The sequence below is a fragment of the Nonomuraea sp. AD125B genome, from assembly GCF_041402765.1.
Taxonomy (GTDB): domain Bacteria; phylum Actinomycetota; class Actinomycetes; order Streptosporangiales; family Streptosporangiaceae; genus Nonomuraea; species Nonomuraea bangladeshensis.
Map to the genome: position 1 here is coordinate 879480 of NZ_JBGLOU010000001.1, position 21387 is coordinate 900866.

At 73.1% G+C, this 21387-nt stretch carries 24 protein-coding genes and 1 riboswitch; of the genes, 13 read left to right on the plus strand and 11 right to left on the minus strand.

What is annotated here, in order from left to right; translation table 11 throughout:
• Positions 1-45 precede the first annotated feature (45 nt).
• Positions 46-999, plus strand: a complete 954-nt coding sequence (locus ACBR40_RS04065; RefSeq protein ID WP_371247434.1) for a GlxA family transcriptional regulator — start codon at positions 46-48, stop codon at positions 997-999.
• A 5-nt stretch (positions 1000-1004) separates the two neighbouring features.
• Here the strand turns inward: ACBR40_RS04065 and ACBR40_RS04070 are convergent, their stop codons facing one another.
• Complete coding sequence (locus ACBR40_RS04070) at positions 1005-1511, minus strand: FBP domain-containing protein (RefSeq protein WP_344216127.1); 507 nt, start codon at positions 1509-1511, stop codon at positions 1005-1007.
• Positions 1512-1579: 68 nt separating this feature from the next.
• On the opposite strand from ACBR40_RS04070, the gene ACBR40_RS04075 reads away from it, so the two are divergent.
• On the plus strand, positions 1580-2152 hold the full coding sequence (locus tag ACBR40_RS04075; protein ID WP_344216125.1) for a TetR/AcrR family transcriptional regulator: 573 nt from the start codon (positions 1580-1582) through the stop codon (positions 2150-2152).
• 5 nt (positions 2153-2157) lie between these two features.
• On the opposite strand, the gene ACBR40_RS04080 is transcribed toward ACBR40_RS04075, so the two are convergent.
• Both ACBR40_RS04080 and ACBR40_RS04085 read right to left on the minus strand, forming a co-directional pair.
• Positions 2158-2838, minus strand: coding sequence for a CHAP domain-containing protein (locus ACBR40_RS04080; RefSeq protein ID WP_371247435.1), 681 nt, complete (start codon positions 2836-2838; stop codon positions 2158-2160).
• Positions 2839-2852: 14 nt separating this feature from the next.
• A riboswitch (cyclic di-AMP (ydaO/yuaA leader) is annotated at positions 2853-2994 on the minus strand.
• A gap of 198 nt (positions 2995-3192) precedes the next feature.
• On the minus strand, positions 3193-4062 hold the full coding sequence (locus ACBR40_RS04085; RefSeq protein WP_371247436.1) for an LLM class F420-dependent oxidoreductase: 870 nt from the start codon (positions 4060-4062) through the stop codon (positions 3193-3195).
• Between the two features lie 17 nt (positions 4063-4079).
• Between ACBR40_RS04085 and ACBR40_RS04090 the strand changes: the two genes are divergently transcribed.
• From ACBR40_RS04090 to ACBR40_RS04120, 7 genes are all read left to right on the plus strand, one after another.
• Positions 4080-5192 (plus strand): iron-containing redox enzyme family protein, encoded by a 1113-nt coding sequence (locus tag ACBR40_RS04090; protein WP_371247437.1) that lies wholly within the window; start codon positions 4080-4082, stop codon positions 5190-5192.
• Positions 5193-5286: 94 nt separating this feature from the next.
• A complete protein-coding gene (locus tag ACBR40_RS04095) occupies positions 5287-5415 on the plus strand; it encodes a hypothetical protein (protein ID WP_281249601.1) in 129 nt (42 codons plus the stop codon).
• Positions 5415-6509 (plus strand): YeiH family protein, encoded by a 1095-nt coding sequence (locus tag ACBR40_RS04100; protein ID WP_371247438.1) that lies wholly within the window; start codon positions 5415-5417, stop codon positions 6507-6509. Before ACBR40_RS04095 ends, ACBR40_RS04100 begins: the two co-directional genes overlap by 1 nt.
• Before the next feature lie 93 nt (positions 6510-6602).
• Positions 6603-7382 (plus strand): ABC transporter permease, encoded by a 780-nt coding sequence (locus ACBR40_RS04105; RefSeq protein ID WP_371247439.1) that lies wholly within the window; start codon positions 6603-6605, stop codon positions 7380-7382.
• A gap of 21 nt (positions 7383-7403) precedes the next feature.
• Positions 7404-8444, plus strand: coding sequence for an ABC transporter substrate-binding protein (locus tag ACBR40_RS04110; RefSeq protein ID WP_371247440.1), 1041 nt, complete (start codon positions 7404-7406; stop codon positions 8442-8444).
• Complete coding sequence (locus ACBR40_RS04115) at positions 8428-9270, plus strand: ABC transporter ATP-binding protein (protein WP_371247441.1); 843 nt, start codon at positions 8428-8430, stop codon at positions 9268-9270. The genes ACBR40_RS04110 and ACBR40_RS04115 overlap by 17 nt, the downstream gene beginning before the upstream one ends.
• A gap of 5 nt (positions 9271-9275) precedes the next feature.
• A complete protein-coding gene (locus tag ACBR40_RS04120; RefSeq protein ID WP_371247442.1) occupies positions 9276-10358 on the plus strand; it encodes an LLM class flavin-dependent oxidoreductase in 1083 nt (360 codons plus the stop codon).
• 9 nt (positions 10359-10367) lie between these two features.
• Here the strand turns inward: ACBR40_RS04120 and ACBR40_RS04125 are convergent, their stop codons facing one another.
• Entirely contained in the window at positions 10368-10760 is a 393-nt protein-coding gene (locus ACBR40_RS04125) for a hypothetical protein (protein ID WP_371247443.1), read from the minus strand.
• An 83-nt stretch (positions 10761-10843) separates the two neighbouring features.
• Positions 10844-11161, minus strand: coding sequence for a sensory rhodopsin transducer (locus ACBR40_RS04130; protein ID WP_344216104.1), 318 nt, complete (start codon positions 11159-11161; stop codon positions 10844-10846).
• A gap of 88 nt (positions 11162-11249) precedes the next feature.
• Here ACBR40_RS04130 and ACBR40_RS04135 point away from each other — a divergent pair, with 88 nt between their 5' ends.
• Complete coding sequence (locus ACBR40_RS04135; protein ID WP_371247444.1) at positions 11250-12470, plus strand: aromatic acid exporter family protein; 1221 nt, start codon at positions 11250-11252, stop codon at positions 12468-12470.
• Here ACBR40_RS04135 and ACBR40_RS04140 read toward each other — a convergent pair.
• Both ACBR40_RS04140 and pta read right to left on the minus strand, forming a co-directional pair.
• Complete coding sequence (locus ACBR40_RS04140; protein ID WP_371247445.1) at positions 12462-13271, minus strand: GNAT family N-acetyltransferase; 810 nt, start codon at positions 13269-13271, stop codon at positions 12462-12464. The two genes, ACBR40_RS04135 and ACBR40_RS04140, sit on opposite strands and share 9 nt — an antisense overlap.
• Positions 13268-15367: a phosphate acetyltransferase gene (pta, locus tag ACBR40_RS04145; RefSeq protein ID WP_344216098.1), complete on the minus strand. Its 2100-nt coding sequence runs from the start codon at positions 15365-15367 to the stop codon at positions 13268-13270. Before pta ends, ACBR40_RS04140 begins: the two co-directional genes overlap by 4 nt.
• A gap of 76 nt (positions 15368-15443) precedes the next feature.
• On the opposite strand from pta, the gene ACBR40_RS04150 reads away from it, so the two are divergent.
• Positions 15444-16166 (plus strand): class I SAM-dependent methyltransferase, encoded by a 723-nt coding sequence (locus ACBR40_RS04150; RefSeq protein WP_344216096.1) that lies wholly within the window; start codon positions 15444-15446, stop codon positions 16164-16166.
• A gap of 149 nt (positions 16167-16315) precedes the next feature.
• On the opposite strand, the gene ACBR40_RS04155 is transcribed toward ACBR40_RS04150, so the two are convergent.
• Positions 16316-17092, minus strand: coding sequence for an SDR family oxidoreductase (locus tag ACBR40_RS04155; RefSeq protein ID WP_371247446.1), 777 nt, complete (start codon positions 17090-17092; stop codon positions 16316-16318).
• A 174-nt stretch (positions 17093-17266) separates the two neighbouring features.
• On the opposite strand from ACBR40_RS04155, the gene ACBR40_RS04160 reads away from it, so the two are divergent.
• Complete coding sequence (locus tag ACBR40_RS04160) at positions 17267-18127, plus strand: helix-turn-helix transcriptional regulator (protein WP_371247447.1); 861 nt, start codon at positions 17267-17269, stop codon at positions 18125-18127.
• Positions 18128-18206: 79 nt separating this feature from the next.
• On the opposite strand, the gene ACBR40_RS04165 is transcribed toward ACBR40_RS04160, so the two are convergent.
• From ACBR40_RS04165 to ACBR40_RS04175, 3 genes are all read right to left on the minus strand, one after another.
• Positions 18207-18722, minus strand: a complete 516-nt coding sequence (locus ACBR40_RS04165) for a hypothetical protein (RefSeq protein ID WP_371247448.1) — start codon at positions 18720-18722, stop codon at positions 18207-18209.
• Positions 18723-18820: 98 nt separating this feature from the next.
• Positions 18821-19669, minus strand: coding sequence for a cytochrome c biogenesis CcdA family protein (locus ACBR40_RS04170; RefSeq protein WP_371247449.1), 849 nt, complete (start codon positions 19667-19669; stop codon positions 18821-18823).
• Positions 19670-19674: 5 nt separating this feature from the next.
• On the minus strand, positions 19675-20247 hold the full coding sequence (locus tag ACBR40_RS04175; protein WP_344216086.1) for a redoxin domain-containing protein: 573 nt from the start codon (positions 20245-20247) through the stop codon (positions 19675-19677).
• Positions 20248-20531: 284 nt separating this feature from the next.
• Between ACBR40_RS04175 and ACBR40_RS04180 the strand changes: the two genes are divergently transcribed.
• Positions 20532-21371: an alpha/beta fold hydrolase gene (locus ACBR40_RS04180; protein WP_371247450.1), complete on the plus strand. Its 840-nt coding sequence runs from the start codon at positions 20532-20534 to the stop codon at positions 21369-21371.
• Positions 21372-21387: the final 16 nt, after the last annotated feature.

Below are 21387 nucleotides of genomic sequence, written 5' to 3' on the forward strand. Positions count from 1 at the left end.
ACGCCAATTTCCCACGGGTTCCCGCCACCGCCTACGGTGTCCCGCATGCACACGGTGGCGGTTCTGGCGCTGGACCAGGTGGTGGCGGCCGACCTGGCGACGCCGGTCGAGGTGTTCGGGCGGGTCCGGGTGGACGGGCGGCGGGCGTACCGCGTGCTGGTCTGCGCGGTGACGCCGCAGGTCGCGAGCGACGCCTTCACCATCGTCGCCCCGCACGGCCTGGAGGCGCTGCGCGAGGCGGACACGATCGTCGTGCCCGGCTGCTCCGAGGGGGCCGCCCCGCCCGACCCGGCCGCGCTGGAGGCGTTGCGCGCCGCGGCCGCGGGCGGCGTCAGGATCGCCTCCATCTGCGTGGGGGCGTTCACCCTGGCCGCCGCCGGGCTGCTCGACGGGCTCAGCGCCACCACGCACTGGGCCGCGGCGGAGCGGCTGGCGGAGGCGTACCCGCTGGTGGACGTGCGGCCGGACGTCCTCTACGTGGACAACGGCCAGATCCTCACCTCCGCGGGCGCCGCCGCGGGGCTCGACCTGTGCCTGCACCTGATCCGGCGCGACCTCGGCTCGGCGGTCGCCGCCGACGCGGCCCGCCTGGCGGTGACGCCGCTGGAACGCGAGGGCGGGCAGGCGCAGTTCGTCACGCACGCCCGGCCGCCGGCGCCGCGCGGCTCACTGCTGGAGCCGGTGCTGTCCTGGATCGAGGACAACCTCGCCGGCGAGCTGACGCCGGCCGGCATGGCCGCGCGGGCCGGGATGAGCGAGCGCACCTTCGGCCGCCGCTTCCGCGAGCAGACCGGCACCACGCCGCTGCAGTGGCTGCTGCGCGCCCGGGTGCGGCGGGCCCAACTCCTGCTGGAGACCACGGACCACGGCGTCGAGCGGGTCGCGGCGCAGGCCGGGTTCACCTCGGCGACGGCGTTCCGTGAGCGGTTCAAGCGGGTCGTCGGCGTCACCCCGCAGTCCTACCGCGCCTCCTTCCGCACGCGCGGTCCCGCGGTCTGACCGGCTCATGCGGCTCTCGCGGCCACCTTGTCCAGGAAGGCGTACAGGTTCGTCCGGGTGCGGGCGAGCTTGTCCTCCAGGGTGAGGGACTCGTCGATGACGCCGCCGCCCGCGGCCTCCTTCGTGCCGCGCAGGTAGAGGGAGCAGGCGAGGTCGGCGCACATGTACTGGCCGACGGAGTTGCCCTGGCGGCCCGCCTCGCCGGTGCGGCGGGCGCTCATGAGCGCGACGCCGCCGTTGGTGTGCGTGGTCAGGCAGAGCGAGCACATGCTGCGCGCGGTGAAGCCGCGGGCCGCGCCCGAGGTCACGCGGAGCGCCACCCCGACGAGGGCGCCGTCGCGCTCGGCCACCAGGTACGCGCGTTCCGGCGCGCCCGGATCCCGCCAGCCGAGGAAGTCGAGGTCGTCCCAGGGCTGGTCGGGCAGGTCCTTCGGCACGCCGGCGCGCTTGGCCTCACCCTTCGAGCAGTTGATGAGGGACGCGCGGATCTCGCGCTCGGTGAGAGGTCTCATGAGCGGCGAGGCTAGTTTCCTTAATGCTATTATGCAAATGCTTAAAGGCTTTAAGTGATGGAGGGCGCGTGGCACGAGCGGGACTGACCGCGGAACGCCTGACCCGGGCGGCGGCGGAGCTGGCCGACGAGCTCGGCTTCCACAACCTGACGGTCTCGGCGCTCGCCCGCCGGTTCGGCGTCAAGCCCGCCGCGCTCTACTCCCACGTCAGGGACGCCCAGGAGCTGCGGGTGCGGGTGGCGGTCCTCGCCCTCGCCGAGCTCGCCGAGCGGGCCGCCGCCGCCCTCGCCGGCCGCGCCGGCAAGGACGCGCTGGTGGCCTTCGCCGACGCCTACCGCGGCTACGCCAAGGAGCACCCCGGCCGGTACGCCGCCGGGCAGATCGAGCTCGACGACGAGACCGCCTACGCCAGCGCCGCCCGCCGGCACGCCGAGATGACCAGGGCCATCCTGCGCGGCTACGACCTGCCCGAGCCCGCCCAGACCGACGCCGTGCGCATGCTGCACAGCACCTTCCACGGTTTCGTCAGCCTGGAGACGCAGGGCGGCTTCGCCCGCACCCCGCGCGAGGTGGACGTGTCCTGGGCGCGGACCCTCGACGCTCTCGACGCGGTGCTCAGGAACTGGCCTCCGGAGGAGTGAGCGGGTCAGGCGGCGTAGTTCGGGTAGCCGTAGCCGACGACCTGGGAGGTCGGGCGGACCCGCTCCTCGACCTTGCCGTTGCCGGTGTTGCCCTCGATCGTGGAGATCGTGCCGTCGCCGTTGTCCTTGACGACGAAACCGACGTGGTTGATGGCGCTCAGGCTCTTGCTGCCGCTCCAGGAGAAGAACACCACGGCGCCGGGCTTGGCCTCGGTGCCCCAGCGGTCGTTGGCGGCGAACCACTTGGCGTGGGCGACGGTGTAGGCGTCCCAGCCGACCTGGGTACGGGCGCCGGTCTGCTCGCCGACCCAGGAGACGAACATCGAGCACCAGGGGGCGTTCAGGTAGGCGTTCCTGTTGCCGCCGTCGCGCTGGACGGTCTCGCCGGCGCGGGCCGAGTCGGCGTACCACTGCTGGAACTTGGTGCCGCCGCCGTCGGCGTTCTCGGACGTGCCGACCTGGGCGCGGGCGAGGTCGAGGACCTGCTGGGCGGTGACGTTGACGCGCGCGTCGCGGTTGCTGACGCCCTGCTGGGCGGCGGCGGCGGCCGCGGGCTGCGCGGGGGCGCTGTCGGCGGCCGCGGTCACGGCGGCGGTGGCGCCCAGGGCGGAGACGGCGAGGGCGCCGCTCAGCGCCAGCTTGGCGGCGTTCAGCTTCGGGGCACGGATGAAACGGCTGATGGCCATGAGGGGTTTGCTCCTTTGCGCTTCCATGCCGCTTACCGGGTTAGCTGACGGGTTCGGGCGTGCGGAAGCTGCCCTACGGCACATGGACGTGCCGATTCACCCCGGTCGAGAACGGGTCCCCGGTTCCGCCAGTGGCGGATTCAGCGGCCGCGGGCATCGGACGCCCGCGGTGGGAGTGGGATCGAACGTGGCGTCCGCGAGGCGGACGCGGGCGAGCGCGGCCCGGTGGTCACTCGCTCTGCGGCTGAGGTCGCGGCCACGCTCACTGGACCGTACAACACCCCTCTGACCTGCGTAATTCCCCGGTCACGAAATCCCCATGACGGGCGGCGAAGGTAACGTGCGGGTGTGCTCTCAGCCGCGTCCCAGCCCGAGCGCGGCGGCGGCCTCCTCCAGAGCTTCCAGGTGTCCCTCGACCGGGCCGAGGCCCGCCCCCATCGTGTTGATCGAGAGGTGCGTCGCGCCCGCCTCCCGCCAGCGCCCGGCGAGGTCGACCAGCGCCTCGGCGTCGCCCGTCCACCCCGCCCGGCCCTCCATGCCGAGCCCGGACGGGTCGCGGCCGGCCTGCGTGGCGGCCTCCTCGACCATGGCCTTGGCCTGGTCGAGCTCCGGCCCCGGGGACATCTGGGGGAACCAGCCGTCGGCCAGCCGCCCGGCCCGCCGGTAGGCCGGGGGCGACTGCGCGCCGAACCAGACCGGGATCGGCCGCTGCACCGGCAGCGGCGCGAGCCCGGCGGCGCTCACCCGGTGGTACTCGCCCTCGAAGGTGACCGTCTGCTCGCACCAGAGCTCGCGCATCAGCGCGACCTGCTCCTCGATCCGCTTGCCGCGGGTGCCGAAGTCCGCGCCGAGCGCTTCGTACTCGACGTGGTTCCAGCCCAGCCCCACGCCCATGCGGAAGCGTCCGCCGGTCAGCAGGTCGACCTCGGCGGCCTGCTTGGCGGCCAGCACCGCCTGCCGCTGCGGCAGGATGATGATGCCGGTGACCAGCTCCAGCGACGTCAGCGCGGCCAGGTAGCCGAACATCACCATCGGCTCGTGGAAGGTCGTGTGCACGTCATAGGGGCCGCTCCAGCCCTGGTGCACGGCCGGGTCGGCGCCCACGACGTGGTCGTAGGCGAGCACGTGGCGAAAGCCCAGTTCCTCGACGCGCCGGCCGTAGGCGCGTACGGCGCCCGGGTCCGCGCCGATCTCGGACTGCGGGAAGACGACACCGATCTGCATGTGTGGCTCCTGTCATCGTGATCTTCCCTCCCATCATCGCGGTCCCGCCGTGCCCGGCCCGCGACCGCCGCGCTGCCCGGCGCGCCCGGTTTGGACGTGAGGGCCCCGGGCAGCGGAGCCGGATGCACCTGCCCGCCGCCCGCGGCCCCCTCACCGCCGAGCTCTTCGAACGCCTCGCCGGGCCGCCCGCCGACCTGGACCCGCCGCCGGCAACCCCTGGCCCCTGCGCCACGGCCCTGGCGGACGGCGACCTGCAGCTCGCCCTGTTCGCCTGCTACGAGCTGCACTACCGCGGCTTCGCCGGGGTGGACGACCGCTGGGAGTGGCAGCCGTCGCTCCTGGGCTTCCGGCGCGAGCTCGAACGCCGCCTGGAGGGCGCGCTCGCGGACGCCGTGCCGCGTCCCGAGCCGGTGCCGCCCCAGCAGGTACGCCGCGCGCTCAAGGAACTGGTCGCCCACGACGAGCAGCAGGGACCGGGCCTGGCGGCGTACCTCCAGCGCGAGGCCGACCTCGACCGGTTCCGCGAGTTCGTCGTCCACCGCTCGATCTACCACCTGAAGGAGGCCGACCCGCACACCTGGGGCATCCCGCGCCTGCACGGCCGGCCCAAGGCCGCGCTGGTGGAGGTCCAGTCCGACGAGTACGGCGGCGGCAGGCCCGAGCGCATGCACGCCGAGCTGTTCCGCACCACGATGACCGCCCTGGGCCTGGACGCCTCCTACGGCGCCTACCTGGGCCGGGTGCCGGGCGTCACGCTGGCCGTCTCCAACGTCATGTCGCTGTTCGGGCTGCACCGCCGGCTGCGCGGCGCGCTGGCCGGGCACCTCGCCGCCGTGGAGATGACCTCGTCGCTGCCCAACCGCCGCTACGCCACGGCCCTGCGCAGGCTCGGCGGGGACGCCGAGGCCACCCGCTTCTACGACGAGCACGTCCAGGCCGACGCCGTGCACGAGCAGATCGCCGCGCACGACCTGTGCACCGGCCTGGCGACGCAGGAGCCGTCGCTGACCGGCGACATCCTGTACGGCGCGGCGTGCGCCCTGGCCGTCGAGCGGCTGTGGGCGGAGCACGTGCTGGGCCGTTGGGAGCAGGGCGCGACCTCGCTGGAGGACGAGACGGTCGCGGCCTGAGACCTCCTGTTAACCTACTAAATCAGTAGGTCTTGACGGGTTTAGTCCTCCGTGGTGTCCTGAAATCGGCCGACCGCCGGAGAGGGGCACCCCCATGAGCACCCGAGAAGAACCTCCTGAGAGCCGTACCGCGTTCAACGAGGACTGGGCGGCGACCCTCCTCGGCCTGGCGCTGCTCGTCCTCGTCCTCGCCGGCGTCATCCCGCCCGGCCTGGTGCCGTGATGACCGCCGGGACCGCCGTCACGACCCGCACGTGGCAGTGGAGCGCGCTCGGCGTGCTCGCCGTCCTGCTGCTCGGGGCCGCCACCCGCTTCCTGGAGCAGAACGTCCCGTCCTGGTTCGCCGGCTCGGGCCTGGCCAAGGCCGTCGAGTTCCCCGTGTACGCGATCGTCCTCGGCCTGCTCGGCAACGCGGTGCTCACCGCGGCCGGGCTGCGGGAGCGGCTGTCGGGCGGGTTCCGCACCGAGTTCTTCATCAAGACCGGGCTCGTGCTGCTCGGCGCGTCGATCAACCTCAAGGTGATCGTGACCGCGGCCGGGCCGGCGATCGTGCAGGCCCTGGTGCTGATCAGCACGGTGTTCCTGTTCACCTGGTGGCTGGGCGGCAGGCTGGGGCTGGACGACCGGCTGCGGGCGCTGCTGTCGTCCGCCGTGTCGATCTGCGGGGTCAGCGCCGCCATCGCGGCCGCCGGAGCCGTGCAGGCCAAGCGTGAGCAGCTCGCCTACAGCGCCAGCCTGGTGATCGCCTTCGCGCTGCCGTCGATCTTCGTCCTGCCCGCGCTGGCCACCCTGCTCGGGCTGAGCCCGGAGGTCGCGGGCGCGTGGATCGGCGGCAACATCGACACCACGGCCGCGGTGACCGCCGCGGGCGCGCTCGCCGGTGAGGACGCGCTGGCCATCGCCACCATCGTCAAGGTCACCCAGAACGCGCTCATCGGCGTCGTCGTGGTGGCGCTGACGGCCTGGTTCGCCTTCCGCGTGGACCGGCGGCCGGACGCGCCCCGGCCCGGCGCGGGGGAGCTGTGGCGGCGCTTCCCGAAGTTCGTGCTCGGCTTCGTGGCCGCCTCCGTGCTGGCCACGTGGTACCTCAACACGGTCACCGCCGCCCACGGCAAGGAGGTGATCGGGGTGGCGAACGACCTGCGCACCTGGTTCCTCATCCTCGCCTTCGTGAGCATCGGCCTGGAGTTCCGGGTCGCCTCGCTGCGGGAGGCGGGCTGGCGGCCGGTCGCGGTGTTCGCGGCGGCGACCGTGGTCAACGTGGTGGTCGCGCTGGCGCTCGCCCTGGCGCTGTTCTCGGGCTTCGCCGTGTCCTGAAGGCGGTGAAGCCGCAGCTTGTGCGGCACGGGCCGGATCCTCTACCGTATTCCCCACTAAACCAGTCGCTTATAGGGAATAGGGGTTGGGCCGGTGTTCCGTGGCGTCGGGCTCCGGGTCGCGAGCGTGATCCTGCTCGGGGCGATCTGGTGGGCGGTCGCGGCCGCCCACCTCTGGCCGGAGGTGTTCGTGCCGTCGCCCGGCTCGGTGTGGCAGCAGTTCCTGCTCACCTCCTCCACCCACGACGGGCAGCGCGGCTACGGCGGCCACCTGCTTTCGGAGCACCTGCTGGCCAGCCTGCGCAGGATCGCGCTCGGCAGCCTCTACGGCATCGCGGGCGGCGTCGCGCTCGGCCTGGTCGTCGGGCTCGTGCCCACGGTGCGGGCGCTGCTCAACCCGCTCATCACGTTCGTGCGGACGCTGCCGCCGCTGGCCTACTTCAGCCTGCTCATCATCTGGCTCGGCATCGACGAGCCGCCGAAGGTCGCGCTGCTGTTCGTGGCCGCGCTGCCGCCCGTGGCCGTGGCCACCGCCGACGCCGTACGCGGCGTGCACGCCGACTACCTGTACGCGGCCCGCTCGCTCGGCGCCCGCCGCTGGCAGCTCCCGTACCGGGTGGTGCTCCCCAGCGCGCTCCCCGAGGTGATCACCGGCGTCCGGGTGGCCGTCGGGGTCGCCTACACCACGGTCGTGGCCGCCGAGACCGTCAACGGCGTCCCCGGCATCGGCGGCATGATCCGCGACGCGCAGCGCTACAACCAGACCGACGTCGTCGTGCTCGGCCTGCTCGTCATCGGCGCCTCCGGGCTGCTCATCGACACGCTCCTGCAATCCACCGAGCGCCTGCTCGTGCCCTGGCGCGGCAAGGCCTGAAACCCCCGGAGGCACCAGCCCATGAAACTCCGCCTCGTCCCCGCCCTGGCGCTCGCCCTCTGCCTGGCCGCCTGCTCGACCGGCACCGGCGCGAGCCCTGCCGCCGACGCCGCCGCCGACGCCGACGGCAGCCCCAAGGAGCTGCGCATCGGCTACCAGCTCATCCCGAACGGCGACCTCATCGTCAAGGACCAGCGCTGGCTGGAGAACGAGCTGCCGGGCACCAAGGTGACCTGGATCAAGTTCGACTCCGGCGGCGACGTCAACACCGCGATGGTGGCGGGGAGCATCGACATCGGCCTGGCCGGCAGCAGCCCGGTCACCCGCGGGCTGTCCGCGCCGCTGAACATCCCGTACCAGGTGCCGTGGATCTTCGACGTCATCGGCGAGAACGAGGCGCTGGTCGCCCGCGAGGCGACCTCCGTCGACGGGCTGAAGGGCAAGAAGATCGCCACCCCGTTCGCCTCGACCGCCCACTACAGCCTGCTCGCCGCGCTCCAGCGGGCCGGGCTCGCCGAGTCCGACGTCACCGTCGTCGACCTGGAGCCGCCGGACATCCAGGCCGCCTGGACGCGCGGCGACATCGACGCCGCCTACGTCTGGACGCCGGTGCTCGGCGAGCTCCGCAAGACCGGGAAGACGCTGGTGACCAGCAAGGAGCTGGCCGCGGAAGGCAAGCTGACCGCCGACCTCGCCGTGGTGCGCACCCAGTTCGCGACCTCCTACCCCGAGACCCTGCGGACCTGGCTGCGCCAGCAGGACCGGGCCGTCAAACTGGTGCGCTCCGACAAGCAGGCCGCGGCCGCCGCGGTCGGCCGCCAGCTCAACCTCGCCCCGGACGAGGCCGCCGCGCAGCTCGACGAGCTGATCCTGCTCGACGGCAAGGAGCAGGCCGGGCCCGACTACCTCGGCACGCCGGACGCGCCGGGCAAGCTCGCCGAGAACCTGCGCGACGCGGCCACGTTCCTGAAGGCGCAGAACAAGCTGCCGTCGGTGCCCGAGCTCACCGTCTTCCAGAAGGGCCTGGCCACGAAGGACCTGCGCGATGCGTTCAGCGGATGAGCTGACCGGCGGGTCGCGCACCGCGGCCGGCGTGCGGCTCGACGGCGTCTCGCTCACCTACCGCCCGCGCTCCCGCTGGTCGCGCGCCCAGCCCGTCGAGGCGCTGCGCGGCATCACGGCCGGGTTCGACGCGGGCGAGTTCGTGGCCGTCGTCGGGCCGTCCGGCTGCGGCAAGAGCACGCTGCTGCGGCTGGTCGCCGGGTTCGCGGCCCCGACCGCCGGGCGGATCGAGGTGGGCGGCGCGCCGGTGACCGGTCCTGGTCCCGACAGGGGCGTGGTGTTCCAGCAGCCGCGCCTGTTCCCCTGGCTGAACGTGCGGCGCAACGTCGAGTTCGGGCTGCGGACGGCGGGCGTGCCGGGGCCGGAGCGGCGGGCGCGGGCGGCCGGGCTGCTGGAGCTCGTCGGGCTCGGCGACGTGGCGGAGCGGCGGCCGTACGAGCTGTCGGGCGGCATGCAGCAGCGGGCCGCCATCGCCCGCGCGCTCGCCCCCGGCCCGGCGATCCTGCTCATGGACGAGCCGTTCGCCGCGCTGGACGCGCTCACCAGGGAACGCCTCCAGGAGGAGCTGCGCCGGCTCTGGCAGGCCACCGGTACGACCGTGCTGTTCGTCACGCACAGCGTGGACGAAGCCGTCTACCTGGGCACCCGCCTGATCGTGATGAGCAGGCGGCCCGGCCGCGTCCTGCTCGATCAGCGCTCGGCCCTTCCCCACGCGCCCGACCCGCACACCCACCCGGACTTCCCGGCGGTGCGCGAGAGCGTGGCGCTGGCCGTGCGCCGGGCCGCGGCCGATGATGACTCTGACGACACGAAGCACGCGAGGTAACCCGGATGCTCCGTTTCCACTGGTTCCTGCCGACGACGGGCGACGGCCACGACGTCCGCTCGGCCATCACCACGACCGACGCCTTCCGCCCCGCCGACCGCGCGGCGAGCCTCGCGTACCTCACGCAGGTGGGCCGGGCCGCCGAGCAGGCCGGGTTCGAGGCCGCGCTCACCCCCGTCGGCGCGGGCTGCCCCGACCCGTGGATCGTCTGCGCCGCGCTCGCCCAGCACACCGAACGGCTGAAGCTGCTCGTCGCCTTCCGCACCGGGTACGCGCTGCCGACGCTGCTCGCCCAGCAGGCGCAGTCGTTCCAGGAGATCTCCGGCGGACGGCTGCTGCTCAACGTCGTCACCGGCGGCGACCCCGTCGAGCAGCGCGCCTACGGCGACTTCCTCGACCACGACGCCCGCTACGCGAGGACCGGCGAGTTCCTGCACGTGCTGCGCCGCTCCTGGGCGGGCACGCCCTTCGACCACCACGGCGAGCACTACCAGGTCGAGCGCGGCGGGCTGGCCCGGCCGCTCGACCCGGCCCCCACGCTCTACTTCGGCGGCGCCTCGCCGGCGGCCGAGCAGGTCGCCGCCCGGCACGCCGACGTCGTGCTCATGTGGGGCGAGCCGCCGCACGCCGTCGCCGAGCGGGTCGCCCGGCTGCGGGCGCTGGCCGGGCCGCTCGGCCGCGAGCTCCGCTACGGGCTGCGCGTGCACGTCATCGCCCGCGACACCGCCGCCGAGGCGTGGACGGTGGCCGACCGGCTGCTCGCCGGCATGGACCCGGCCCGCGTCGAGGCGGCCCAGCGCCGCTTCGCCCGCTACGACTCCGTGGGGCAGCGCCGGATGGTGGACCTGCACGCGGGCTCCACCCGCGACCTGGAGATCCATCCCGGGCTGTGGGCCGGGGTGGGGCTGGTCCGTGAGGGCGCGGGCACGGCGCTGGTCGGCTCCTACGCCGAGGTCGCCGCGCTGCTGGGGGAGTACGCCGAGGCGGGGGTGTCGGAGTTCGTGCTGTCAGGCTGGCCGCATCTGGAGGAGGCCTACCGGGTGGGCGAGTACGTGCTCCCACGCCTCGCCCCGGTCCCATCGCCGTGACCTGCTACCTCACGCCGCCCGCCACCAGTACGACGGCCGCCGCAACGTGCCCTGCACCCGCCCGTCGCCCTTGAGCAGGTCCAGCAGCGCCTGGCTGAACTCCGTACGGACGGCGCACGCGCAGCCGCGCCCGGCGAGCACGGCCGCCGCCAGGTCGCGCGTGCGCAGCTCCCGCCCGTCGGCGAGCGCGGCCAGCACCTCCGGCATCGTCGCCGCGGCGGGCGCGCCGCCCTCGCCGCAGTCGTGCGCGCCGGGCTGTTCCGACAGGTACGCGTCCAGGCGTGTCAGGAACTCCTCGGACGAGGACGTCACGTCCTCCGCGCCCGTCCGCGGCGGGATTCGCGCCGGCTCGTGCTGGTCGAGCCGCCTGCGCTGACGTCTGATGCGATTACCCTTTCCCATGATCCAGGGACAGTAGCCGCTCGCCGCCGGCCGGAGCGCGTGGCAACGCCCGGCCGATCGGCAAGTTTGCGTCAAACGCCGGCTCACGCCGCCGTGCGCCGGCTCGCCTCGTGGGTGTCGCGGGTCAGGTCGACCAGCACGTCCACGTCGGCGACGATCACGACCGCGTAGGAGATCGCGGGGGACAGGACGGCGGGCCCGGCCAGCTCCTCCAGCGACAGCGCCTGGTGCCGCTGGGCGGGCACGACCGTGCGGTACGGTCCGAGCGGCGGCCGGCCCTCCGCGCAGAAGGTCAGCTCGACGCCGGCGTGGCGCGGCCCGACGTTGAACAGGTGCAGCCGGTCCCCGGGCGCCCAGCCCTCGGTGACCGCCATCCGCTCGGCTCCGACTAACGTCCTCATGCGCGACTCCCGTGTCTGGTGACTCCGTTTGCCGCTACCCAGACAGACCGGTCTCTATCAGACGTCCTTGTGGGGGCAGGGGACAGACATGGACACCGAACCGGGACGGGGGCGCGACGACGGCGGCTCCCCGCTCGGGCGCATCATGCGGAGCGGGGCGGCGGCGCTCGCCAGCATCCACCGGCAGGGACTCGGGCGCTGGCTGCAGCTGGAGCGCGAGGAGCTCATCCAGACGATCAAAGTGACGGTCGCGTGCATGTTCGGCTGGTGGCTGGCCGCGTACGTGCTGAAGGTCGATCTGCCGGTGCTCGTGCCCATCGGCGTGCTGCTGACGATCTCCGCCACCGCGTACGACACCGTGGTACGCGGCGTGCAGCAGGTCGGCGCGGTCTTCGTCGGCATGGCGGCGGCCTCGGCGCTGATCTGGCTGATGGGCGTCAACGCCCTCACTCTGGGCGTGCTCGTGCTGGCGGGCCTCGTGCTGACCCGCCTGCTCAACCTGCCGGAACGCAACGTGCAGATCCCGATCACGGCGCTGCTGGTGCTCGCGCTGGGCAAGACCTACGGCTTCGCCCGGCTCGGCGACGTGCTGCTCGGCGCGGCCATCGGCATCGCCGCGAACCTGCTGATCCTGCCGCCGCGCTTCGTCGACAACGCGATGCGCGAGCTCGGCGACCTGTCCGGCGAGCTGTCGGAGCTGGCCCAGGACATGGCCGACGGCCTGCGCTCCGACTGGGGCAAGGACGCGGCCGACGACTGGCTGGAGCGGGCCAGGGACCTGTCGCGGCGCCTGGAGCAGGCCGAGGAGGCGAGCGACCAGGCCGAGGAGTCGGTACGCCTGTCGCTGCGCCGCCGCCGCTACGACCGCAGGCTGCGGCAGGTGGCCGAGGCCGCGACCTGCCTGGACCACGCCTGCCACCAGTTGAGAGGCGTGGCCAGGGGGCTGGCGGACCTCGTGTCGGGCGTGCGCGGGCTGCCGGCGCAGGAGGCGGCCGAGGTTCCCCGCCCCCTGGCCGAGGAGCTGGACGCGCTGTCACGGCTGTTCGGCACGTTCGGGCGGCTGCAGCTCGGCCGCGGACGCGAGGAGGACCTGCGGGAGCTGCGCGCCGCCCTGCGCGAGGGCGAGCGGCAGCAGCACGTGTCGCAGTCGATGTTCGGCCGGACGCGCGACGACCGGCTGCGGACGCTGCAGGGAGCGCTGCTGGAGGACTGCGCCCGCATCCGGCACGAGTTCGACCCCGACCACGGTCCGCACCGCGACGCCTTCCCCTGGCCGGCGGCGAAGGCGTCCGGCGACGGCTCAGCCTAGGTCGGGGTGGGGGACGTACCTGTCGGGGCGCAGCCGGGCGAGCGCGGCCTCGTCGGCCATGAAGGTGTCGTGGTCGGCGATGTGCCAGCCCGCGCCCAGCAGCAGCGGCACGAGGGGATGCGGGCCGGGGACGGCGATCCGCCCGGTCCGTGCGCCGGTGGCGGCCAGGGCGCCGAGCACCGCGTCCGCGCAGTCGCCTGAGGTGTCGCCGCCCGCCGGGCCGATCAGGGTGTCGTCGCCCGCGCGGCGCGCGAAGGCGTAGCCGTCACCGTCGGTGACGTGCAGGGTGACGTCCGGCTGGGCCGCGTACCAGGAGAGGGTGCCGGGGCGGGCGCCCCCGGAGGCGCGGGCGTCGACGTCGGCGACCTCCGCCGGCAGGGCCGCGCGGACGGGCGGCGCGGGCAGCGGCGCGGCGGGCCCGGTCAGGTAGAGCAGCGGGGTCCAGGGACGCAACCCGTGCCGGACGTAAAGGGCCAGGGCGCGGGGGTCGGAGCTGGCGAAGGTGACCTTCGGCCCCTCGCCGGCCAGCAACTCGGCCAGCAGGGCCCGGCCGACGCCGCCGGACTGCCGGTCGGGCAGCACGAACAGGTCGCCGAGGTGGGTGAGATCCGCCCGGCGCAGCGTCCCGCCGAACCCGGCGGCGTCCTCGGCGGGAGCGCGCGCGATCAGGAGGGCGCCGAACGCGCGCTCGGCGTCCAGGAAGTCGGCCCCCTGCGGCCAGCCGGTCAACAGCCCGAACCGGCGGGCGATGCGCCGCACGGCGGGCATGTCGGCGTCCGTGGCGGCACGCACGGCGCTCATCGGCGGGCACCGGGGGAGAGCGCCACGTCCGCGCCGCTCGTCACGGGCGCGGCCGGGACGTCGTCGCGCACCTGCGCGGCGGTGATGGCGACGGTGGTGACGATGTCGGCGACCGTCGCGCCTCTGGACAGGTCGTTGACCGGTTTGCGGAGGTTCTGCAGCACCGGGCCCACCGCGACCGCGCCGGCGCTGCGCTGCACCGCCTTGTAGAGATTGTTGCCGGTGTTGAGGTCGGGCACCACGAAGACGGTGGCGCGGCCGGCCACCTCGCTGCCGGGCATCTTGGCGTGGGCGACGGCGGGATCGACGGCGGCGTCGTACTGGATGGGGCCCTCCACCGGCAGGTCGGGGCGGCTCCTGCGGACCAGCTCGGTCGCCTCCCGCACCTTGTCGACGTCCGCGCCCGCGCCCGAGGCGCCCGTCGAGTACGACAGCATCGCGATCCGCGGCTCCACGCCGAACTGCGCGGCCGTACGGGCCGAGGCGATCGCGATGTCGGCGAGCTGGGCCGCGTCAGGGTCGGGGTTGACCGCGCAGTCGCCGTACACCAGCACCCGGTCGGCCAGGCACATGAAGAACACGCTGGAGACCAGCCCGAGGCGCAGCAGCTCGAACGCCGGCCGGATGGTGTGCGCGGTGGTGTGCGCGGCCCCCGACACCATGCCGTCAGCCAGGCCGAGGTGCACCATGAGCGTGCCGAAGTAGGACACGTCGGTGACGGTGTCGCGGGCCAGCTCGACGGTGACGCCCTTGTGGGCGCGGAGCGCGGCGTACTCACGGGCGAAGCGCTCGCGCAGCTCGGGGTCGAACGGGCTGATCACGGTCGCGCCGTCCAGGTCCAGGCCGAGCTGGGCGGCCTGCGCCGCGATGCGCTCGCGGTCGCCGAGCAGGGTCAGCTCGGCCACGCCGCGGCGCAGCAGCACCTCGGCGGCGCGCAGGATGCGCGGCTCCTCGCCCTCGGGCAGCACGATGCGGCGGCGGCGGGCCCGCGCCCGGTCCAGCAGCTCGTATTCGAACATGAGCGGCGTGACGACGTCGGTCCTGGCGATGGCCAGCCGGTCCAGCAGCACCTGGCCGTCGACGTGCTCGGCGAACAGCCGCAGCGCCGTGTCGATCTTCCCCTCGGCGGCGGGCGTGAAGCGGCCCTCCACGGCCGACAGGCGGGTCGCGGTGTCGAAGGTGTCGCGGTCGGTCGCGATCACCGGCAGGGGGATGACCATGCCGCGCAGCAGGCGCTCGACCGGCGCGGGCAGCTCCGTGCCCCCCGTCATGATCACCGCGGACAGCGAGGGGAAGCCCGGCGAGGTGTGGGCGGCGATCAGGCCGGGCAGCAGCGCGGCGGCCCGGTCGGACGGGATGATCAGCGCGGTGCCCTCGGTGTAGCGATCGAGGATGTTGGGCAGCGACATCGCGCCCACCGTGAGCCCGCTCGCCTCGCGGCCGAGCCCCTCGCGGTCACCGAGGAAGAACGCGCCGTCGCACGCCTGCAGCAGGTCGGCGACGGTGGGGGCGCGCAGGGACGGGGCCTCCGGCAGCACGAACACGGGCGTCGGATGCTCCAGCGCGGCCCGCAGGCCCGCCGGCTCCGAGGCGCGCGTGACGACGACGGCGAGCTCGTGGGCGTGGTGGTGGACGAGCTGCCGCGTCGACAGCTCCACGGCGGCGGCCACCTCGGCGGCCGTACGGTTCCTCGCGCTGACCACGTTGAGCACGGGCGTGCCCAGGTCGGCGGCCAGCCGGGCGTTGAACTCGAACTCGGTCGGCGCGCCCACGTCGGTGTAGTCGGTGCCGACGACCACCACGGCCTCGCAGCGCCCGGCCAGCTCGCGGTAGCGGGCCACGATGTCGCCGGCGGCGCGGTCGGCGTCGGCGTGCACGTCGTCGTAGGTGACGCCGGCGCAGGCGTCGTAGGGGAGGCCGAGCTGGAAGCGGCTGCGGACGGTGTTGATGAGGTTGTCCTCGCGGCCGGCCCGCACCACCGGCCGGAACACGCCCACCGCCCCCACCTGCCGGGACAGCAGCTCGACCATGCCGAGGGCGACCGTGCCCTTGTTGCTCTCCGCCTCGCCCGCCGCGACGTACACCGCACGTGTCATGCGCCCATTCTGTCCCGCCGCCTGACCGGATGTTTAACCGGTGGCGCCTGTCCGGCTCCGTGCCTAGGGTCGCGGCATGAACGAGGAGTTCGAGGACCCGCGGCTGGCCGCCGTGTACGACCCGCTCGACCCCGACCGCTCCGACCTCGACGTCTACGCGGCGATCGCGGCCGAGCTGGGCGCGCGCAGTGTGCTGGACGTCGGCTGCGGCACCGGGACGTTCGCGCTGATGCTGGCCGCGCGCGGCCTGGAGGTGACCGGCGTCGATCCGGCGGCGGCGTCGCTGGCCGTCGCCCGCGCCAAGCCGGGCGCCGAGCGGGTGCGCTGGATCCACGGCGACGCCCGCGCGCTGCCGCCGATGGCCGCGGACCTGGCCACGATGACCGCGAACGTCGCCCAGGCCATCGTCGAGCCGGACGACTGGGCCGCCACCCTCGACGGTGCGCGCCGGGCGTTGCGGCCGGGCGGGCGGCTGGTGTTCGAGACGCGGGTGCCGGCCCGCCGGGCGTGGCTGGCGTGGAACCGCGCGGAGTCGTACCGGGTGACCGACGTCGAGGGCGTGGGCCGGGTCGAGCAGTGGTTCGACCTGCTCGACGTCAGCGGACCGCTGGTCACCTTCCGTGGGACGTGGGTGTTCGCCGCCGACGGCGCGGTGCTGACGTCGGAGGCCACGCTGCGGTTCCGGGAGCGGGAGGAGGTCGAACAGGACCTGGACGCCCACGGGTACGTCGTGGAGGAGGTCCGCGACGCCCCGGACCGGCCGGGCCGCGAGTACGTGTTCCTGGCCCGCGTCCGGTGACCGATCGTGACGGCGGAGGTGACAGAAACCTGCCTTGACGTCACTCTGCGTGACGAGCGAGGGTGGGAGGTGTCAACGCCCGCCCGCAGGGGCCTGCCGGGTCTCTTCCCTGGTGCTCAACCCGGCCGGCCCCTGCCCTCGCCGCCGCGTCAGCTCGCCTGACCGGTCGGCATGATGGTGACCTGCTGGAGGTTCGCCCGGGGCGGCAGGCTCGCGAGGAACCCGATCGTACGCGCGACGTCCTGCGGCGTCAGCCACTCCATCGCCTGCTTCGACCCCTCCAGCCAGGCCAGCGCCCCTTCGTCGGTGACGTGGTCCTGCAGCTCGGTGCCGACGATGCCGGGCTCGATCGCCGACACCCGCACGTTCTTCGGCCCGAGCTCGGTGCGCAGGTGCCGGGACAGGTGGGTGACGTACGCCTTGGTCGCCGAGTACACGGCGAAGTTCGGGAAGATGTTCTGCGCCGCGATCGACGAGGTGTTGACCAGGTCGGCCACGCCGCGTTCCGTGGCCGCCTCGACCAGTTGCGGGACGAACGCCCCGATGACGTTCATCAGTCCCGTGATGTTGAGGTCGATCTGGTGCCGCCACTGGTCGGTCGCCAGCTCCTCGACGGGCGCGGGCAGCATGACGCCCGCGTTGTTGAACAGCAGGTCGGCGCCGCCGAGCTCGTCGGCGACGCGGTCGGCGGCGGCGCGCACCGCCGCCTCGTCGGTGACGTCGGCGGCGAGGGCCAGGGCTCGGCCGCCGGCCTGGGTGACGCGGGCGACCAGGGCGTCCAGGCGCTCCGCGCGCCGGGCCAGGACGACGACGTGCGCGCCGAGCTCGGCCAGGTGCTCGGCGGTGGCCTCGCCGATGCCGCTGGAGGCTCCGGTGACGACCGCGACGCGGCCGGCGAGGGGACGGGCGGAAGTGTGCGTGGTCATGAGGTGGTCCTTTCCGGGTTCCGTTGCGGAGTTCCGCCCCTTCAGCACATCACCCCGTGACCCCTCGACAGGAGGTCCGGACACGCCCTGACCAGGTAGGTTCTCAAAAGGCTGGTACTGACAGGGCCACCCACGCCGCGGGCCGCCGGGTCCCGTCCGGTCACAATGGAAGGCATGGACCGTAGCCGCGAGCTCGCCGACTTCCTGCGTTCCCGGCGTGCCAGGATCACTCCCGACCGTACGGGGCTGCCCGCCGACGGGCGTGCCCGCCGGGTGCCCGGGTTGCGCCGCGACGAGGTCGCCCGGCTGGCCGGGGTCAGCACCGAGTACTACACGCGCCTCGAACAGGGCCGCGCCGGCAACCCGTCGCCCGAGGTCGTCGAGGCGCTCGCGCGGGCGCTCGAACTCGACCTCGCCGAGCGCGAGCACCTCACCGACCTGCTCGCCCGGCCCGCCCGGCGGGCACCGGTCAGCCCGCAGCGCGTCCGGCCGGGGCTCCACCTGATGTTGCGGACGCTCGACCACGTGCCCGCGTTCGTCGTCGGGCGGCGTACGGACATCCTGGCCGCCAACCGCCTGGCCCGGACCGTCCTGACGGACTTCGACGCCCTGCCCGTTCCGCAGCGTAATCTCGCCCGTTACTACCTGCTGGATCCCGCCGCCAGGGAGCGCACGGGGGACTGGGAGCAGATCGCCGCCGAGACCGTGGCCATGCTGCGGCTCGAAGCCGGCCGTTACCCCGGTGACCGCCGGCTCGCCGACCTGGTGGGGGAGTTGACGTTGCGCTGCCCGGAGTTCAGCACGTGGTGGAACGACCATCGGGTGCTGCGGCGCACGCACGGCTCCAAGCGCTACCACCACCCGCTGGTCGGTGAGCTGCACTTCTCGTACGAGTCCCTGCAGCCTCCGGGGGATCCCGACCAGACGTTGTGCGTGTACAACGTGGAGCCGGGGTCCCCGACCGAGGAGGCCCTGCGCCTGCTCGCCGACTGGACGGCCCCGTCCGTGCCCGGCAGTTATGAATCTACATTGTAAAGGCGCCGAGGTCGCACAAAACCCTCAAGATCAATAATGGAACGGGCTTCGCCCGTACCTCTTCAACAACCGAAAGGCTTCACCGTCGTGTCACTGGCTGCCTGAGCAGGGTCTTGGGCTCGGGATCGGTGAAGTCGGTCAGGTAGATCTCGTGGTGCAGGCCGTTGCGCACCAGGCCGTGCTCGGCCATGAAGGCGTCCATCACGTCGAGCGACACCTTCTCCTCGCTGTAGGGGCTCTCGTGGAGCAGCTCCACGCACTCGCCCTCGGTGAAGACGACCACCTGGACGCGGTCCACGGCCGCGCCGGACGCGCGGGCCTGCTCGCGGGCCGTCTCGACCGTCCCCGGCTCGGGTACGCCGGGCAGCGGCAGCAGCAGGTGCCACCGCCACTGGTCGCGGGGCACTTCCAGCGGGGGCAGGGTGGTGTCCTCCACCCACCAGCGTCCTTCGAGGGGGCCGGCGGGGCCGCCCATGGCGGCGGCCACGGCGTGCAGGGCGCTGATGGCGGAGAGGTGTTCGGTGCCGCCGGGTTCGCCCATGCCGGTGACGTTGAGGCAGGTGGTGGGGCCGTGGTGGACCAGTTGCGGTGTCATGGGGTGCCTCCTGGGGCTTCGTGGGGTGGCCGGGCGGGGTGGTTGCCCGGGTCGGAGCCCTCAGCATGGGGTCTCCCGGTGTGGGAGAGTCCAGTCGTTCAGGGGGCTGGGTCGCGGCGGCGTGTCGTGCGCAGGATCAGGGTCGTCAGGGCGAGCAGGAGGCCGAGTGCGAGGGCGAGCGGTCCTGGGCCGAGTTCGGTGACCCAGCCGGTGATGGTCGTCTGTGCTGCGGTGACCGCGCTCACGATCGGGTCGTCGGTGTTCTGGCCTGCGAAGACGCGTAGTTCGTACCAGCCGTAGTAGAGGACGTACAGGCCCGCGAGGGTGAGTAGGGCGCCGCTGGCTCTGGAGACGTAGGGGAGCAGTCGTCGCAGCCGGGTCACGAGGGTGGCGCGGGCGAGTGCGACCGTCAGCGACAGGATGGCGATGATCAGGCCCATGCCGAGCGCGTAGGCGGTGAAGGCCGCGGCTCCGCCGCCTATGCCTTGTCCGGACAGTGCGGCGGAGGTGACGGCGAGGAAAGGTCCGGCTGTGCATGACAGGGAGGCGACGGCGTACGACAGGCCGTAGCCGTAGAGCGACAGGGGTGCGGTGGTGGGGCGGCCGGTGGCGAGCCCTGGGAGGCGGAGCACGAGTTCGCGGCCGGAGAGCAGCCACAGGCCCAGTCCGGCCAGAATCGCGCCGATGGCCAGGGTGGCCCATGGCAGGTGGCTGCCCACTGATACCGCCAGTATGGTCACGACCAGTCCGAACAGGCCGAAGACGGTGACGAATCCGGCGGTCATGGCGGCCGCCAGGATGAGGGCCCGGCGGATGGGGCGGGTTTCTTTGTCGTTGATCAGGAGGGTGAGGTAGGCGGGCAGCATGGCGAAGCCGCAGGGGTTGAAGGCGGCCACCATGCCGGCGGTGAGTGCCAGGGCCAGTGGTGTCTGGGTGGGGGAGGTCATGGCGGCTACTGGGCGGTCAGTGTGCGGAGGTGCTTCTCCAGTCCGTTCTGGCCGAGTGGTCCGGATGCTTTTTCGAGTGTGCCGTCCGGTTTCATGAATACGAAGGTGGATTGTTCGGTGACTCCGAGTTTCGTCCATACGGCGCCTTTGGCGTCGGACAGGTGGACGAGGTCGCTGGTGCCTGTGCGCTGGACGAACTCTTTCATCGCGGCTTCGGTGTCCAGGCCGGCGATTCCGATGAATGTGACGTCTTTGTGCTGGGTGGCCGCCGCTTTGACGGCGGGGGCGTCGGAGAGGCATTTGGGGCACCATGGGGCCCAGAACCAGAAGGCGATGGGTTTGCCCGCGAGGCTTTCCCCTTGGAAGGTTTTGCCGTCGAGTGTCCGGGTGGTGAAGCGGAGTGCGGCGGGTGCCGTGGCCTTGCGTGTCTCCTCGTTGCTGCCGGTGGGTGCGGCCGGCGCGGATGCTGAGGTGTCGGTGGCCTGGTGTTCCGGCTGGTCGGGGGGCGTGGTGCCGCATGCGGCGGTCAGCAGGGTGAGCGTGGTCATCGCGGCGGCGGCGCTTCGCAGGGTGCTCATGGCGACCACCGTAGATGTGCTGGGCTGGGTCACTTCTTACGAGATGGTGATGGTCGCAGTGGTGTGGCGTGGTTCAGGTGGGTTGCGGGTCGCCGGCCCTGCCGAGAGCCTGGCTCTGGCCGCCGCCGGGGCGTACCCGTGGAGGTCGCGACTTGGATTCGGCGGGTCCTGTCACGGCCTGCTCATCCATGTCGACAGGACCTCGGTGTCCTGGTCGCGGGTGGCGGGTACGCCGGTTGCGAACCTTTCCGTGGGGTGCGGGTTGCGCTCCTACGCTGTGGGACATGGTGATGATCGATGGTCTGGCGTGCGAGGAGGCCGGTGAGGGGCCGGCGCTGGTGCTGATTCACGCGGGCATCGCTGACCGGCGCATGTGGAGGCATCAGCGTGAGGTGTTGTCCGCTGGTCATCGGGTGATCAGTTATGACTGGCGGGGGCACGGCGAGTCGGCTGATCCGGTGGGTGGGGTCGTTCATCACGAGGATCTGCTGCGGGTGATGGACGGGCTCGGCGTGGAGCGGGCGGTGCTGGTGGGTGATTCGATGGGCGGCTCGTACGCGGTGGAGGCGGCGTTGGTGGCGCCGGGCCGGGTGGCGGGGCTGGTGCTGATCGCTTCGGGGTTGTCGGGTCATGTGTGGCCGGAGGAGATGGTGGCGCAGGCGCGGGAGCGGGTGCACAGCACGGTTCCTGCTGATCGGCTGGCTCGTTACCACGACGGCACGGCGGAGAAGGTGCTTGCCGAGGATCTGGACGCCTTCGCCCGTGCGCACGCGCTGTGGCAGGTGGCGGGGCCGGATCGGGGGGCGGATGATCTGGATCCGCGGGTGTGGGAGCTGGCGCTGGCGATGATGCGCCGGGTGTTCGAGCGTTCCTGGAGTCGTCCGCCGGTGCCGGAGCGGCATCTGTCGGCGAAGGATCGGCTGGGTGAGGTGGGCTGTCCCGCTCTGGTGATCAACGGTTTGGCTGACGTGCCGGGGATTCAGGCGGTGTCGGGGTTGCTGGCGGAGGGGATCCCGGGTGCGGGGCGGCTCGATCTGCCGGGGACGGGGCATCTGCCGCCGTTGGAGCGGCCTGCGGAGGTCAATGCCGCGCTGATCGGTTTTCTGGCGGGTCTGGGGTGGTGACGGGTCAGTGGCGGTC

What these genes read in the sequence shown, in the direction of transcription:
- ACBR40_RS04065 (WP_371247434.1), top strand. Translation starts at nt 46, where the DNA reads ATGCACACGGTGGCGGTTCTGGCGCTGGACCAGGTGGTGGCGGCCGAC.
- ACBR40_RS04070 (WP_344216127.1), bottom strand. Translation starts at nt 1,511, where the DNA reads ATGAGACCTCTCACCGAGCGCGAGATCCGCGCGTCCCTCATCAACTGC.
- ACBR40_RS04080 (WP_371247435.1), bottom strand. Translation starts at nt 2,838, where the DNA reads ATGGCCATCAGCCGTTTCATCCGTGCCCCGAAGCTGAACGCCGCCAAG.
- ACBR40_RS04085 (WP_371247436.1), bottom strand. Translation starts at nt 4,062, where the DNA reads ATGCAGATCGGTGTCGTCTTCCCGCAGTCCGAGATCGGCGCGGACCCG.
- ACBR40_RS04095 (WP_281249601.1), top strand. Translation starts at nt 5,287, where the DNA reads ATGAGCACCCGAGAAGAACCTCCTGAGAGCCGTACCGCGTTCAACGAG.
- ACBR40_RS04100 (WP_371247438.1), top strand. Translation starts at nt 5,415, where the DNA reads ATGACCGCCGGGACCGCCGTCACGACCCGCACGTGGCAGTGGAGCGCG.
- ACBR40_RS04110 (WP_371247440.1), top strand. Translation starts at nt 7,404, where the DNA reads ATGAAACTCCGCCTCGTCCCCGCCCTGGCGCTCGCCCTCTGCCTGGCC.
- ACBR40_RS04115 (WP_371247441.1), top strand. Translation starts at nt 8,428, where the DNA reads ATGCGTTCAGCGGATGAGCTGACCGGCGGGTCGCGCACCGCGGCCGGC.
- ACBR40_RS04120 (WP_371247442.1), top strand. Translation starts at nt 9,276, where the DNA reads ATGCTCCGTTTCCACTGGTTCCTGCCGACGACGGGCGACGGCCACGAC.
- ACBR40_RS04125 (WP_371247443.1), bottom strand. Translation starts at nt 10,760, where the DNA reads ATGGGAAAGGGTAATCGCATCAGACGTCAGCGCAGGCGGCTCGACCAG.
- ACBR40_RS04130 (WP_344216104.1), bottom strand. Translation starts at nt 11,161, where the DNA reads ATGAGGACGTTAGTCGGAGCCGAGCGGATGGCGGTCACCGAGGGCTGG.
- ACBR40_RS04135 (WP_371247444.1), top strand. Translation starts at nt 11,250, where the DNA reads ATGGACACCGAACCGGGACGGGGGCGCGACGACGGCGGCTCCCCGCTC.
- ACBR40_RS04140 (WP_371247445.1), bottom strand. Translation starts at nt 13,271, where the DNA reads ATGAGCGCCGTGCGTGCCGCCACGGACGCCGACATGCCCGCCGTGCGG.
- pta (WP_344216098.1), bottom strand. Translation starts at nt 15,367, where the DNA reads ATGACACGTGCGGTGTACGTCGCGGCGGGCGAGGCGGAGAGCAACAAG.
- ACBR40_RS04150 (WP_344216096.1), top strand. Translation starts at nt 15,444, where the DNA reads ATGAACGAGGAGTTCGAGGACCCGCGGCTGGCCGCCGTGTACGACCCG.
- ACBR40_RS04155 (WP_371247446.1), bottom strand. Translation starts at nt 17,092, where the DNA reads ATGACCACGCACACTTCCGCCCGTCCCCTCGCCGGCCGCGTCGCGGTC.
- ACBR40_RS04160 (WP_371247447.1), top strand. Translation starts at nt 17,267, where the DNA reads ATGGACCGTAGCCGCGAGCTCGCCGACTTCCTGCGTTCCCGGCGTGCC.
- ACBR40_RS04165 (WP_371247448.1), bottom strand. Translation starts at nt 18,722, where the DNA reads ATGACACCGCAACTGGTCCACCACGGCCCCACCACCTGCCTCAACGTC.
- ACBR40_RS04170 (WP_371247449.1), bottom strand. Translation starts at nt 19,669, where the DNA reads ATGACCTCCCCCACCCAGACACCACTGGCCCTGGCACTCACCGCCGGC.
- ACBR40_RS04175 (WP_344216086.1), bottom strand. Translation starts at nt 20,247, where the DNA reads ATGAGCACCCTGCGAAGCGCCGCCGCCGCGATGACCACGCTCACCCTG.
- ACBR40_RS04180 (WP_371247450.1), top strand. Translation starts at nt 20,532, where the DNA reads ATGGTGATGATCGATGGTCTGGCGTGCGAGGAGGCCGGTGAGGGGCCG.